Annotated in this window: 6 protein-coding genes, 1 tRNA gene and 2 pseudogenes; 8 read left to right on the top strand and 1 reads right to left on the bottom strand. The window is 53.2% G+C overall.

Annotation, left to right across the window (positions count from 1 at the left end; translation table 11 throughout):
* The first annotated feature begins 262 nt into the window (after positions 1 to 262).
* The 8 genes and pseudogenes from dnaG to QWI20_RS24040 all read left to right on the top strand — a co-directional run bounded on the left by dnaG (position 263) and on the right by QWI20_RS24040 (position 13,948).
* Positions 263 to 2,230, top strand: a complete 1,968-nt coding sequence (gene dnaG, locus QWI20_RS24075) for a DNA primase (protein WP_369307548.1) — start codon at positions 263 to 265, stop codon at positions 2,228 to 2,230.
* Positions 2,231 to 2,297: 67 nt separating this feature from the next.
* Entirely contained in the window at positions 2,298 to 4,142 is a 1,845-nt protein-coding gene (rpoD, locus tag QWI20_RS24070; protein ID WP_133775473.1) for an RNA polymerase sigma factor RpoD, read from the top strand.
* Positions 4,143 to 4,570: 428 nt separating this feature from the next.
* Positions 4,571 to 7,513: pseudogene (locus QWI20_RS24065) on the top strand (EAL domain-containing protein); the annotation flags it as partial.
* A gap of 15 nt (positions 7,514 to 7,528) precedes the next feature.
* Positions 7,529 to 7,605 (top strand) — tRNA-Ile (locus QWI20_RS24060).
* A gap of 127 nt (positions 7,606 to 7,732) precedes the next feature.
* Positions 7,733 to 8,795 (top strand): annotated as a pseudogene (locus QWI20_RS24055) (site-specific integrase).
* Positions 8,796 to 9,542: 747 nt separating this feature from the next.
* Entirely contained in the window at positions 9,543 to 10,940 is a 1,398-nt protein-coding gene (locus QWI20_RS24050) for a replication initiation protein (RefSeq protein WP_369307547.1), read from the top strand.
* A gap of 707 nt (positions 10,941 to 11,647) precedes the next feature.
* Positions 11,648 to 12,820, top strand: a complete 1,173-nt coding sequence (locus QWI20_RS24045) for a hypothetical protein (protein WP_369307546.1) — start codon at positions 11,648 to 11,650, stop codon at positions 12,818 to 12,820.
* 3 nt (positions 12,821 to 12,823) lie between these two features.
* Positions 12,824 to 13,948: a hypothetical protein gene (locus tag QWI20_RS24040; protein ID WP_369307545.1), complete on the top strand. Its 1,125-nt coding sequence runs from the start codon at positions 12,824 to 12,826 to the stop codon at positions 13,946 to 13,948.
* 433 nt (positions 13,949 to 14,381) lie between these two features.
* On the opposite strand, the gene QWI20_RS24035 is transcribed toward QWI20_RS24040, so the two are convergent.
* Positions 14,382 to 14,573: an antitoxin VbhA family protein gene (locus QWI20_RS24035; RefSeq protein WP_004887784.1), complete on the bottom strand. Its 192-nt coding sequence runs from the start codon at positions 14,571 to 14,573 to the stop codon at positions 14,382 to 14,384.
* Positions 14,574 to 15,073: the final 500 nt, after the last annotated feature.

The raw sequence follows: 15,073 nt of genomic DNA, 5'->3' as shown, positions 1-15,073 counted from the left end.
TACAGACGTCTGACGCAAGCTTCTGCCTTGCCCGGCCTTCAAAGCCGGGCTGTCGGCAGTTGCAGTTTTAGCCTAATGCGACACCGATCAAGCAACACAAGACAGAGGCTGTTGACGCCGCAGATGCGACCGAGACAAACCCCGTCGATTTCTTCCAGCCTGATTCAGGCCGCGTTGACCCGTCTACACTGACCAAGCAACCGTCGTTACGGTTTGGATTCGCCACGATCTTTCTGGCGGGGCGCCTGATGATGAGAACGCCATGGCCGGACTGATTCCCCAAGGTTTTATTGACGACCTCCTGAACCGCACCGACATCGTCGATGTTGTCAGCTCACGCGTTCAATTAAAAAAGACCGGCAAGAACTTCAGCGCCTGTTGTCCCTTCCATAAAGAGAAGACACCGTCGTTCAGCGTCAGCCCGGACAAACAGTTCTATTACTGCTTCGGCTGTGGCGCGGGTGGCAATGCCCTCGGCTTCATCATGGACCACGACAACCTGGATTTCCCCCAGGCCGTCGAAGACCTGGCCAAAGCCGCCGGGATGGAAGTCCCTCGCGAACAAGGCGTCAAAGGGCAAAAGCCCCGGCAGCCTACCGATTCGCCGCTCTACCCCTTATTAACGGCCGCTGCCGATTTTTACCGGGCTGCGCTGAAAAGTCATCCAACGCGAAAATCTGCGGTGGAGTACCTAAAAGGTCGCGGCCTGTCAGGCGAGATTGCCCGCGACTTCGGACTGGGTTTCGCCCCTCCTGGCTGGGACAACCTCTACAAACACCTTAGCAGCGACACCCTTCAACAGAAGGCGATGATCGATGCCGGCTTGCTGATCGAAAACGCCGAAACCGGCAAACGCTACGACCGCTTTCGCGACCGGGTGATGTTCCCCATTCGCGACAGTCGCGGCCGTGTGATTGCATTTGGCGGGCGGGTACTGGGCGACGACAAGCCCAAATACCTGAACTCTCCTGAAACCCCGGTGTTTCATAAGGGTCAGGAGTTGTACGGTTTATTCGAAGCTCGCAAATTTAACCGTAACCTGGACGAGATTATCGTCGTCGAAGGCTACATGGACGTTATTGCACTGGCCCAACAAGGCTTGCGCAATGCCGTTGCGACGCTGGGTACGGCGACCAGTGAAGAGCATTTGAAGCGGCTGTTTCGTGTAGTACCGAACGTGTTGTTCTGCTTTGACGGTGACCAGGCTGGCCGAAACGCCGCCTGGCGCGCACTGGAAGCGACGATTCCCGGCCTGCAGGACGGCCGGCGTGCGAGGTTTCTGTTTCTGCCCGAAGGGGAGGATCCAGACACCTTGGTTCGCGCCGAAGGCACCGACGCATTCAAGGCCAGGATCAACCAGCACGCACAACCGCTGGCCGACTATTTTTTCGAGCAACTTACCAAGGAGGCCGACCCGCGCTCCCTGGAAGGCAAGGCACACATGGTAACGCTGGCCGCGCCGCTGATCGAAAAAGTGCCGGGCGCCAATTTACGCGAGCTGATGCGTCGACGATTGAAAGAGATCACTGGGCTAGACACCGCTGCAGTCAGCCAGTTGATGCAGTCCGCTCCGGCGGAAGCTCAACCCAGCTACGATCCGGGCTTCGATTACGACGCCGTGCCGGATTACGGCGATTACCAGCAGCACGATTACCAGGCGCAGCAGGAATGGACACCGAGCGCGCCGGGCGGTCAGCAGAAGAAATGGGACAAGAAGCCGTGGGACAAAGGCAAGAAATGGGACAAGAACGGCAAGCGTCCTGATTTCGAACCTCGGGGACCACGCACACCGGCGACGGTTGAGCCGCCGGCGTTGACAGCACTCAGAACGTTGCTGCATCACCCTGAACTGTCAGCGCAGGTCGCCAACGCCAGTACGTTCGCCGATGAAGAGAATGTGTATTCACAGCTTCTGGTGGCCCTGATCGACGCTACACAGAAAAACCCGAAGCTGCGCACGATGCAGTTGATTGCCCGCTGGCATGGCACCGATCAAGGACGATTGCTGCGTCAACTGGCGGAAAAGGAATGGCTGATCTCGGCCGATAACCTTGAACAACAGTTTTTCGACACTATAACTAGCTTGTCTGCCCGCCAACGCGAGCGGCATCTGGAGCAATTGATCAGGAAGGAACGGCAGTCAGGCCTGAGCGCGGAAGAAAAAGTTCAGCTGCTCAACCTGTTAAATCGCAAAGTTCCTGCACAAACCCCGACCTCAACTGGCGTGTGAGGTCATAGCTCGGGTATAATCCCCGGCTTGTTTTTTGCCCGCCAAGACCTTCAGTGGATAGGGTGTTATGTCCGGAAAAGCGCAACAGCAGTCTCGTATCAAAGAGTTGATCACCCTGGGTCGTGAGCAGAAGTATCTGACTTACGCAGAGGTCAACGACCACCTGCCTGAGGATATTTCAGATCCCGAGCAGGTGGAAGACATCATCCGCATGATCAACGACATGGGGATCCCCGTACACGAGAGTGCTCCGGATGCGGACGCCCTTATGTTGGCTGACGCCGATACCGACGAGGCAGCCGCTGAAGAAGCCGCTGCCGCGTTGGCTGCGGTGGAGACCGACATCGGTCGCACGACTGACCCAGTGCGCATGTATATGCGCGAAATGGGTACCGTCGAGCTTCTGACACGTGAAGGCGAAATTGAAATCGCCAAGCGTATCGAAGAAGGCATCCGTGAAGTGATGGGCGCGATCGCGCACTTCCCTGGCACGGTCGAGCACATTCTCTCCGAGTACACCCGCGTCACCACCGAAGGAGGTCGCCTGTCCGACGTCTTGAGCGGCTATATCGACCCGGACGACGGCATAGCGCCGCCAGCCGAAGTCCCGCCGCCGGTAGATCCCAAGGCCGAGAAGGTCGAAGGGGCTGACGACGAAGAGGACGACGCTTCCGACGATGAAGAGGACGAGGTCGAAAGCGGTCCGGATCCCGTCATCGCCGCACAGCGCTTCGGTGCCGTTTCAGACCAGATGGCAATCGCCCTCAAGGCGCTGAAAAAGCACGGTCGTGGCAGCAAGCAGGCCAACGCCGAACTGTTGGCTTTGGCCGAACTGTTCATGCCGATCAAGCTGGTTCCGAAACAGTTTGAAGGTCTGGTTGAGCGCGTCCGCGGTGCCCTTGAGCGTCTGCGTGCCCAGGAACGCGCCATCATGCAGCTGTGTGTTCGTGATGCACGCATGCCGCGCGCCGACTTCCTGCGCCAGTTCCCGGGCAACGAAGTTGACCAGAGCTGGACCGATGGGCTGGCCAAAGGCAAAAGCAAATACGCTGAAGCCATTGGTCGTCTTCAGGCCGACATTCAGCGTTGCCAGCAAAAGCTGACCGCGCTGGAAGAAGAAACCGGCCTGACCATTCTGGAAATCAAGGACATCAACCGTCGGATGTCGATCGGTGAGGCCAAGGCCCGCCGCGCGAAGAAAGAAATGGTTGAGGCCAACCTGCGTCTGGTGATCTCGATCGCCAAGAAGTACACCAACCGTGGCCTGCAATTCCTCGATCTGATCCAGGAAGGCAACATCGGTTTGATGAAGGCGGTGGACAAGTTCGAATACCGTCGTGGTTACAAGTTCTCGACGTACGCCACATGGTGGATTCGTCAGGCGATCACTCGCTCGATCGCTGACCAGGCACGCACCATTCGTATTCCGGTGCACATGATCGAGACGATCAACAAGCTCAACCGCATTTCCCGTCAGATGTTGCAGGAAATGGGTCGCGAACCGACGCCGGAAGAGCTGGGCGAACGCATGGAAATGCCTGAGGACAAGATCCGCAAGGTGTTGAAGATCGCGAAAGAGCCGATCTCCATGGAAACGCCGATCGGTGACGACGAAGATTCCCACCTGGGTGACTTCATCGAAGATTCGACCATGCAGTCGCCAATCGATGTCGCCACGGTAGAGAGCTTGAAAGAAGCGACGCGCGAAGTGCTATCGGGCCTCACCGCCCGTGAAGCCAAGGTCCTGCGTATGCGTTTCGGTATCGACATGAATACTGACCACACCCTTGAGGAAGTCGGTAAGCAGTTCGATGTAACCCGTGAGCGTATCCGTCAGATCGAAGCCAAAGCGTTGCGCAAGCTGCGTCACCCGACGCGAAGCGAACACCTGCGCTCGTTCCTCGACGAGTAAGCGACGCGTCATACCAAAACCCCCGGCATTGCTGGGGGTTTTGCGTTTTAAGGAATAAATTTTCGGCACAGTGCCACTGTTGTCCACCCCGGCTACACTCGTTTGATTATTACCAATGAATCACCGAGGCTGCCATGATTTGGATGCCGGCCATTGCTCTCATATGCTTGCTTGCCCCCGCTGCAGTCTCCGCCCAGGCATTGCTTCACAACGAAGATGACGGGCAAGCGATGCGGCAAGGGTTACAGTCCAACGAAGACGCCCAATCCAGAAATCCAGTCGGTATAAACCACAACTTATCCGCTCTCCTGCTCAGCAATCGATTCGTCGGTGTCGATCAAACGCGCTCACCAGAACAATTCAACGATCTGAAGGATTCGTCAGTCGCACTGCCGGCAGGTATCCATGCCAGCGAACGCAGCGAGCTCTGGCACGAGTTTTTACTGATCGGACTGCCCGGACTGCTGGTGCTGACCATTGTGGTGCGGATCAACCGCCGTCTTAGCTCGGAAATTTCCCGCCGGATCGCGCTGGAACAAGAGCTGCGCAGCAGCGAGTACCACTATCGCGGGATGATCGAGAGCCTTTCGGCCATCGCGTGGGAAGCCAACACTCACGATTACTCATACAACTACGTCTCGCCCCATGCGCAGGAATTGCTGGGGTATCCACTGCACCAGTGGCGAAGGCCCGGATTCTGGCGCAGCATCGTTCATCCTGAGGACATCGATTACGCCCAAGCCTACTGCGACCGTGAGGTGGCAGAAGGCAATGATCACAGCGTCGATTACCGAGTCCTGAGCGCTGACGGCAGGGTGGTCTGGATTCGCGACATCGTGAGCATGATCGGCTATGGCCGAGAGCCCGTGATGCGCGGGCTGATGATCGACATCAGCGAAGCCAAGCAGACCGAAGAAGCGCTACGCCTGTCAGAAGGGAAATTCGCCTCGGTGTTCGCGCAATGCCCTGACATGCTAGTGATCGCGCGCCTTTCCGATGGCTGTTTTCTGGAGGCCAATCCGGCATTTGCAGAGCAGATTGGCGTCAGCCCGGTCGACGTTGTTGGACGGGTGCCCTCCGAGTTGAATATCTGGGGCATTCCCGACATCGGCCACAGTCTGCTGCAACGCCTTCAGAAGGGCAGCATCCGCAACCTGGAAATGCCGTTTCGGCGCAGTGATGGTCGCCTGTTCACCGGGCGTCTGTCAGCCGAGCCCTTTGATCTGGACTCCACGGCCGCAGTGGTCCTGGTGGTGAGGGATATCACGCCGCTCAAAGAAGCCCAGCAACAGCTGCAAATGTCCGAAGAGAAATTTGCCAAGGCGTTCCACTCTTCGCCAGACGGCCTGCTGATTACACGGCAAAACGACGGATTGCTGGTGGAGGTGAACGACGGTTTCAGCCGGATCACCGGCTATCACAGCTCGCTGTCCGTAGACCGTACCACCCTTGACCTGGGCATCTGGGTAGACCTGAACGAGCGACAGCAACTGCTTGAGCAATTGAGCCGCGACGGCTTCGTGAAGGACTTCACCAGCCACATTCGTCGAAGGGATGGTCAGATCCGCCTGTGCGAGATTTCCGCGCGACCGCTGCCGATTGCCGGTGAGGATTGCATGCTCACCATCGCGCGCGACATCACCGACCGCCACCAGATGCAGGAGAAACTGCAACTGGCCGCGACGGTGTTCGAGAGCACGGCGGAGGGTGTGTTGATCACCGACACCCGACAGCGGATCAATGCCGTCAACCGCGCCTTCAGCGAGATCACCGGCTACAGCGAACAAGAAGCCCTCGGCGAGACACCGCGTCTCCTGGCGTCCGGATTCCACGACAGCGCGTTCTACGCCGCCATGTGGTATCAACTGACGGCCGAAGGTCACTGGCAGGGCGAGATCAGCAACCGGCGCAAAAATGGTGAAATCTACCCGAGCTGGCTGACCATCAGTGCCGTGCGCAATCGCGATAAATTCATCACCCATTTTGTCGCGGTGTTCGCTGATATTTCCAGCCTGAAGCAGGCTCAGGCACGGCTGGATTATCAGGCGCACCACGACCCGCTGACCGGCCTGCCCAATCGGACGCTGTTTGAAAGCCGACTGCACGCCGCGCTGATTCACTCGAGAGCGGCTTACAGCCTCGGCGCAGTGTTGTTTCTGGATCTGGATCGCTTCAAGCACATCAACGACAGCCTCGGCCACCCCGTCGGCGATCTGCTGCTGAAGAGCATTGCGGTGCGCCTGAAGGAGAACCTGCGCGACATCGACACTGTCGCGCGACTCGGGGGCGATGAATTCATCATCCTGTTGCCTGGCCTGCAGAACCCAGGTGACGCCGAAGTCGTGGCAACCAAGCTGCTCAATAGCTTTTCGGCACCGTTTCAGGCGGGCGAACACGAATTCTTCATTAGCACCAGCATCGGCAGCGCGCTGTTTCCCACTGATGGTGCAGATGTCGCCACGCTGATCAAAAATGCTGACGCGGCGATGTATCGCTCCAAGGCCAAGGGGCGCAACCGCGTCGAGCACTACACGCGCGATCTAACCGCTCAGGCCAGCGAGCGGATAGCCCTGGAGCACGCGCTGCGGCGCGCCATTGAGCGTAATGAGTTCACCCTTTCCTACCAACCCAAGATCAGCTTGCTGACACACCGGTTGGTCGGCGCCGAAGCGCTGATACGCTGGTTCCACCCCACCTTCGGCGATGTTCCACCCGAGCGGTTCATTCCGCTGGCAGAAGAAAACGGCATGATCCTGCAGATCGGCGAATGGGTGCTCGATACGGCCTGCCGGCAATTGCATGAGTGGAACCAGCGCTACGCCGTGTTCGGCCCTTTGTCAGTGAACCTTGCCGGCGCGCAGCTGCGTCAAACCAACCTGGTCAACAGAATCGAGCGTCTGCTGCTCCAGCACCAGTTACAGCCAGGCTGTCTGCAATTGGAGATCACCGAAAACTTCATCATGTCGCAGACCGAAGAGGCGCTTTCAGTGCTGCATCGCTTGAAAACACTCGGCGTGCAATTGGCGATCGATGATTTCGGCACCGGCTACTCATCACTCAGTTACCTCAAGCGCCTGCCGCTGGACATCCTCAAGATCGACCAATCGTTCGTGCGCGGTTTACCTGATGACCCCCATGATGCGGCGATTGTCCGCGCCATCATCGCGCTGGGCCGCAGCATGCAACTGACGGTCATCGCCGAAGGCGTCGAAACCCTCGAACAACAGCAATTCCTGGCGAACGAGGGCTGCGAACAAATCCAGGGCTACCTCGTCAGCCTCCCCCTGCGCGCGCAGGAATTCTGCACGACATTTCTTCGTACAACCGTTTCAGACGTTTCGGATAGCACAGCGCGTAAACCGTCGTTATAATCCGCCGCCTACTGAGGGCCTATAGCTCAGTTGGTTAGAGCAGGGGACTCATAATCCCTTGGTCCACGGTTCGAGTCCGTGTGGGCCCACCAAATAAAAAGCCGCGCATTGCGCGGCTTTCGTGTTTCTGGATGGTCCTCCACTGATACAGTCCTATGGTCCAAGGGGACAATTTAGGTACAGTGCTGATGCGCTAGTACACCTTTGGAGTGCTTTCAGATGGCAACACTAGTCAAAACCCCTTCTGGCACTTGGAAGGCACTCATTCGTAAAACTGGCTGGCCCACGGAAGCCAAAACCTTCCGTACGAAGCGAGATGCAGCGGACTGGTCACGACGCACCGAAGATGAAATGGCCAGGGGGTTTACATCCAGCGTAGCGGCTCTGAACGGAGGACACTGGAAGCAGCCCTGAAGCGCTACCTGAGCGACATTACCCCCACCAAGAAGCCCACCACTCAGCGTGGCGAACCTCGGAAGCCAAGAAACTCCTCGAGCACCTGGGCAAATATTCACTGGCTGCGCTCTCCGCTGACATCATCGCCGGCTATCGCGAGAAGCGCCTGAACGAGCCCTGCCGTGGTGGGACCATTAGCAACAACACTGTGCGCCTTGAACTGGCCCTATTGAGCCACCTCTACACCGTAGCGATTCAGGAGTGGGGTTTGGGTCTGACCTTCAACCCAGTGCTTAACATCCGTAAGCCTAGCCCTGGGGATGGTCGTGATCGGAGGCTATCACCGGAGGAAGAGCGTCTTCTGCTCGCGGCCGTGAATCGACATAGCAATCCTATGTTGGGCTGGATTGTTTGCATCGCGTTGGAAACGGGCATGCGCTCGTCAGAGATCTCATCCCTACGTCGACCTCAAGTGGATCTGGCAAAGCGCGTCATACGTCTCTCCGACACAAAGAACGACGGCTCGCGCACTGTGCCTCTAAGCAAGCGCGCCACCGAAGTACTCAAAGCTGCGATTGATAACCCGGTGCGACCAATCGACTGCAATCTGGTGTTCTTCGGCGAGCCTGGAAAGGACGGGAAGCGTCGGCCGTATACCTTCACGAAAATTTGGGGTCAGCTGAAGAAGAAGCTCGACCTACCTGACTTCAGGTTTCACGACCTGCGCCATGAGGCAGTGAGTCGGCTTGTCGAAGGCGGGCTATCTGACCAAGAGGTTTCTGCCATCAGTGGTCATAAGTCGATGCAGATGTTGAAGCGCTATACGCATCTTCGGGCGGAGGATCTGGTTGTGAGGCTTGACAGCCTGAAGGAAAAAAATAAGTAAAAATAAATTATATCAAATACCTAAAATTAATAGTTTTCAATCAACACCCTATAAATCCTAGACCTAACACCAAAAAGCACGACCAAGACTATATAAATTGGCAAATGCAGATAGGCAACTCCACTAATCCAAACTAATACGTCCTGGTCGAAAATCAACACATACCCATTTGACGGCTGCCTATAACTACTCAAAGATACGCTCAACTGCTACCAACATGGTCACAATGACAAACGACCAGTACGGAGACCTCATGACTGCTGAAGAATATCTTTTGGACCGATTCGGTCCTTTGATGAGCATGGCCCAAGTCGCGGACTTGCTGGATAGGTCTCCAGACGGTTTCAGGGTCGCAATGTACACGGACTCAGACTTGTCTCGAAAGCTAAAGCCAACCGTGGTAAGGGTTGGACGCCGGGTATTTTTCCGCGCGATCCAAGTCAATGACGCCCTAGGGTTAGATGCAATAGTGGAATAACTATCCTCGACGACTGGATCTGGACAGCCCTAGCCAGTCAAATCGAAGGTTTCGGGAAGGGTTACGCCAAGTTACTTTCACTAGCGAACGATCAGAATTTCCGTTAAAGATCTAGGCAGCATGCCGCATGGTGCAGTAACCAAAAAGCAGAAACCAAAAGGCCCGGCGTGGTAGCCGGGCCTTTTGGAGTAGTTAGAACAGGTTTTCTCTTTCGACGGTAGAAACCTGTTTCTAATCCCCCTCGATTCACATAAGAAGGTGAGCTGATTATGGCTGGCACCTCGACTTCGCACAAGTCGAAGAAACCAGTTTTAATCATCTTACCGCCGAATGGCGGGAACATGAACGCAATTTCAAATGCTTTGGCCTCGGCATCCGTTACCGATAGCGCACAAAGCAAAAAACAGACAAGCAAGGCTAAAGCCGTCCCAACCCGCTACTTTGAAGAGGGGACCGCCCTCAACAGAATTCTTATTGAATCGCCTTACCTCGCGCGTTGTAGTGATAACAAAACCGCCGCGCTGGTTCGACCACGTGTGCATGCAATTCGATTCCCCTACATGCAGATCAACCGGCGCGAAATGGTGTCGTGGTTGATCTTTGACCTAGATCACGCGAACTCCTTGATCTGGGATGATCTAGGCCTTCCGCAACCCAATCTGATAGTGCGTAACCGCGTAAACGGGCATTCCCATCTGTACTATGCCATCTCCCCCGTATGCACGTCAGAGAAGGCCAGAGACAGACCGATTCAGTATATGAAAGCGGTTTACTTTGCCTTTGCGTTGATTCTCAAGGCAGACCCGGACTACAGCAGCGGACCAGTAGCCAAGACACCAGGCCACCCTTGGTGGCTTACGACGGAGCTACATGACAGCGTCTATGAGCTTGCTGATCTGGCTGATTATGTGGACACGCAGGTTTCGTCTTGGAGCAAGGCATCGAGACTTGAAGACCTGCCTGAATCCAGGCACGTAATTTTATTTGAGAAGCTGCGCTACTACGCATACAGCGTGGTCGGCCAACAGCGTGAGGAAGGAAATTTCGAGTCGTTCTGTCGGTTGCTCGATACATATGCCGCAAACATCAACAATTTCAGCCGTCAGGGGTTCCAGACTGGAAACCTACCCTTGTCCTCAATCCGTGCCACCGTTAGGTCTGTCAGCCGTTGGACGTGGACCAAGTATTGGGGCAACTCGAGCTGCTGCCGGGGAGTTATGGCGTTAGATCGCTCACTTCCACTGAAACAGCGGCAAAGGCTTGCAGCAAAGCGTACACATGAAGTGCGGCAGAAGGAAACTGAAAACAAGATCCGCATTGCCTGTCATGCCCTCCATAGGAGGGGCGAACAGCTTCGCTTGACCCTTGTGGCAAAGGAAGCACGAGTTACACGTCAGACGGTTGCTAACTACAGACATATTATTGCTGATGTAGCGAACCCTTCATCGCCGCCCCATGCAGCCAGCGAGGCGCGAGAGCTATGCAAGCGGCAGTCACTTTCAGAAAACCGACCTATCGCGATATTGGCTGCTTTGAAATGCTGCTATTTGGACAATGAGGGAGACGATTATAAAAATGTTAAGCATGCTGTACATCAGATATCATCACTTGTTCCGATGCCGTTGGCTTCACGTTTAGAGGATTCACGAGACAGCAATTCTTCGTAGAACGCTCAATATATTATTGATAATTTCGGTCTGTCTTGATTTCTATATTAACGTCCATTTCGGCAGCACCTCCTTCGCGATTAATGCATGCGTTTCCTGAAGGCCTTACGACACCCTCGGGCCACGTAGATTTCATGGGTGAAAGCAGTTGGTGTTGGCCCATACGTGTATTGCAGTCACATAACCAGGAGTACGAAGGCATCACTTATCTATCGCAGAACGAAGAACCTTCGGCCGGCTCGGCCGCTCAGCCATATGAAGCTGGAGAGCAGATTCAAATCTATGGTTTGAGGTCGATGGCGCTCTGCACACGCCGGAAGAAACTGAGGTCTGACCATGCATAAAGACGGTCGAAGTCAGGCACCCTACCCGGCCTGAAGCCGCCGGTTGCAAGTCATGTCAATCGCTACCGCACATACCTGTGAGTATTTACTTACGAGCCAACCGTACCTACGGAAGTACGAATTACGCACATCGACAGTCAGCGTTCTGAGGCTAGCGTAGATTCCTAGTTGACAAGTGCCTCGCGGGTTGAGAACTTGAGACCTACACCTAAAGGAATGGATTTCTATGTCGTGCAATGACCTCAAGCCAGGCACCAGTCTTATCAGGATTATCACGTTTCGCTGTCTGCGTCGACAGTGACTAAACGCACGGCATAAAATTGAAGTGGAAATTTCATTCTACGAATTCTCTGGGAGCATCGTATGACATTCAAAGTTATCGGAAAAACCATCGATCTAAAAAGTGGTTCTCACGTTATATACTGCCAGGCATCACCGGAGCGCTATTTAGACATTGTGGGAGAGCGATTTGGAGAGTTCTCCATACAGCGCAAAAGAGAAACTCACAAAGCATATAAACGGTTAAAAAATGATATAATTGAAGGATCATTACTTCCTTCAATTACGCTGTCCGTGAAGCATCATCTCGTGGATGAGATAACTAGCAGTTTTCATGATGACGCCGCATTGGAGCAACTACTATCTGGGCATGATGTAGTAGACATCCTCGACGGCCTTCAACGAACCTTCATTCTTTCTGACATAAAGTCAGAAGGCATACAGTTCAAAGAAAATCAAGAGCTTCTTTTGGAGTTCTGGCTTGAGCCGGAAATCAGCAAGTTAATTTACAGAATGATAGTGCTCAACTCTGGGCAAAAAGCTATGTCCATGCGACACCAAGTTGAGCTATTGTTTCTTTCACTACGAGAAACCATTGTCAGCAAAGTTGATGGAATCGAAATTATCAGGGAGAAGGATACCAAAAGAAGAACTCAGCCAAACAAATACTCTCTAAATAATATAGCTTCGTCGTATCATGCCTTTATCACGGCGCAACATGAGACTGACAAAGAAAATCTTGTAGCACAGCGTCTCATTGATGAAGACGCCTTCGATTCCACCGAGCAAGAACTCACAGAGCAATTCGAGGACTACATAAAATATCTACGGATATTTTATGAGCTGGATCAACTGTGTTGGAACCATTACACTTCTCTAGATTTTGAACTGCTATTTGCAGAAAAAGATGATGACAATCTACAATTTCAACGAGAAGCTCTGCAAGATGCTGCCCCATGGCTTGGCACGGAAAACGTAATGTTAGCGTTTTTTGGTGCAGTATCACAATACATTAATCTTGACAAAAGAAACAGAGTTGACGCTGCGCTTGCATCACTAGTTGAAGACGCTAAAAATGCAGAAATAATCGACCCGCTGGGCATCGTAAGCTTTAATACAGTCAAGTCAGGTTTGAACGCGAGAAAAACAAACGTTGGCTTTGCCACAAGAAAACTTATAGCGACGGGATTTAAAGAATTTTTCCGCGAAGACGGTGAAGTAAAACTGCAAAGATGCTGGCCATCTGCGGCGGAGTGATAAATGAACCTTAAAGGGATTTCAAAACATATTCAGTCCATTATCCAGCTTTTTGAAAACGCTGGCAGTGAATTTCATCCTGAGTGGAGTACAGAAGAGCATTTTATTATTAATAATTTTATTGCTTTGCCTGTCTTCGAGCTAGAATGCTCAATCAATGCAGAAGAAGATATTGATATCAATGATGAGCATGGGAATTTATTGGGGGTATTGTGTCCAACGGGGGCAACGGGTGATATTTATTCAGTCAATGAGTTGAGCGCCCATAAACTAAATGCATTTATTCACGACATAGACGATGATCAGTTCGGGCTTAGCCAGTCACACAATTTCAAAAGCCACTACTTGCTTATTCATAAAGACTTCATCACTCGCTACGTTTCAGACTTCCTTGAGTCCGCCCCAATTTGGGGCGGCTTCACTCATAAACCACGTAGCCCTAGATACAAAAAGTCAATTACAAAGATAGTAATGTCTAGAAAAATGTTCACACCCACAATTCGTCATAATGCAGACCTTGAAAAAGCCATATCAGCCGCGAATGGTTTTGATCGATTCTTAAAATACTACCATCAGCTTGAGCTTCTCTTTGATGTTATTTTTGTTTCGAAAGTAAGAGGTCTACCCAAACATTCCATTGAAGGTTTTAGCAACGTTGTAAAGGATTATCAAAAAAAAGAACTTGAGTCTTTAAAAGGAATATTTAAAGACTACGCCAGCGACTCACAAGCACTACTATCTATCATGGCAAACTGCACGCCATATACCACGACTATGGAAGCCGTCTTCCAAGATCACTCAAAAGATGGAAACCCCGTAACTTCTGATCAAACAAAATGGGCTAACTTACTCATATTTCTTCAAGGTAATGATCATACTCACTCAAAAGCAAAACAGTTAAGCTTGATTTCGAAGGACACAAGCAAATCACTAGATCAATTCATATTAAACTTAACAGCTTATTGGATTTATCGTATACGCTGCTCCATAGCCCACAACAAGATTGGAGAGTTTATGTTTAGCGATTCACATGAAGAATTTATAGTAGAGATTGGAGAAAAGCTACTAAAGGAAGTAATTATGCAGATCTTCTCTAACAACGCCCTCGAAAGTATTTTATCTAGCTAGAACAAAGCACTAAAGCCAAAATTTTTCATGAGCAGGAAATGCAATGCGTATGGTATAGACAGGGCAGATATGTGCGGCGGGATGGAAATATGTAGTCGGATCGAATGTAAGACCTACCGGTAGCTAGGAAAAGACATGGTCAGTTGGTACATTGTCCATGTGGATACGGAACAAAAAATCAAAGAAGCTACGTACAAACTCCGCGCTTCGCTTGGGCAACCCCTTCGGTTGCATTCCGCGTCCTATCCTTGCCGGACGGGCGGCAGGGGCAGGTCCGGCGGCTTCGCCTTGTTCCTTCCCCTGTCGCTAGGCTTGGTCGCTTACAGCTGCATCAAGGGTAAAGGCTTTGCCCATCATCCTCACCCGTTCGGTGCTCGCCCTTCGGGCTCCGCTCCGCTGCGGCCTGCGGTGATGCCCTTGACCCAGCCTCCAGCTATTGAGCAATTTCTACAGAGATAAATTCAGCAAGGGTCAGCTTGCCGTTCACGAAGGCCTGGGCACGTTGCTCTTCATCGTTGCTGATTACAAAACCCTCAAGCGCAAGCGACGCGCGAGCGTAATCAACTGCTTTTTGACGACGAAGCATTTCCGCATCCGAAACGTCGATGATTTCTGGAGTATTCATGGGCACTCCAACTACTCAATGATCAAAAACAAGACAATTTCAGCGCTAGGTAGGCAGGGGGGGTCAAGGGCGTCACCGGAGGCCGCAGCCCGCGAAGCGGGACCGGGCGAGGATGACGGCGAAGCGAACCCTTGGCGCAATGCAATCCAAATCCTATGTGCGGGGGCTGCTGGGCGCTTTTCCCAGCGGCCCCTGCTACCGGCGAGGTCGGGAAGTCCAGAGGGGCAGAGCCCCTTTGGGTAAGCCCGCCAGGGCGCGCAGCGCGATTCACTGCACTGCTGTTTTAATCTGCTAGCTACTGACCTTCCCTCCCCTTGCCTTACCCCAGTTACGCCCAAGGTTTTGCATCACGTGCTGTCGATAAGCCGGGTTCCAAGCAGTGTTGCCCGGTAAGCGCTCCATAAACCCCACATTCGAAGCGCTTAGCTGATGTTGGATGCTGTGCTCCCGATTCTCTCAGGAGCCAGCTCACCATGATGCGACCCGATGCCAAAGTCGAA

It is taken from the genome of Pseudomonas sp. W2-17, assembly GCF_041060445.1.
Classification (GTDB): Bacteria; Pseudomonadota; Gammaproteobacteria; order Pseudomonadales; family Pseudomonadaceae; genus Aquipseudomonas.
The sequence above is the reverse complement of the archived record's forward strand: the minus strand, read 5'-3'. Positions and strand labels throughout refer to the sequence as shown.

Excerpts from the sequence above, each read along its gene's own strand:
- dnaG (WP_369307548.1), top strand. The coding sequence starts at position 263 with ATGGCCGGACTGATTCCCCAAGGTTTTATTGACGACCTCCTGAACCGC.
- rpoD (WP_133775473.1), top strand. The coding sequence starts at position 2,298 with ATGTCCGGAAAAGCGCAACAGCAGTCTCGTATCAAAGAGTTGATCACC.
- QWI20_RS24050 (WP_369307547.1), top strand. The coding sequence starts at position 9,543 with ATGGCTGGCACCTCGACTTCGCACAAGTCGAAGAAACCAGTTTTAATC.
- QWI20_RS24045 (WP_369307546.1), top strand. The coding sequence starts at position 11,648 with ATGACATTCAAAGTTATCGGAAAAACCATCGATCTAAAAAGTGGTTCT.
- QWI20_RS24040 (WP_369307545.1), top strand. The coding sequence starts at position 12,824 with ATGAACCTTAAAGGGATTTCAAAACATATTCAGTCCATTATCCAGCTT.
- QWI20_RS24035 (WP_004887784.1), bottom strand. The coding sequence starts at position 14,573 with ATGAATACTCCAGAAATCATCGACGTTTCGGATGCGGAAATGCTTCGT.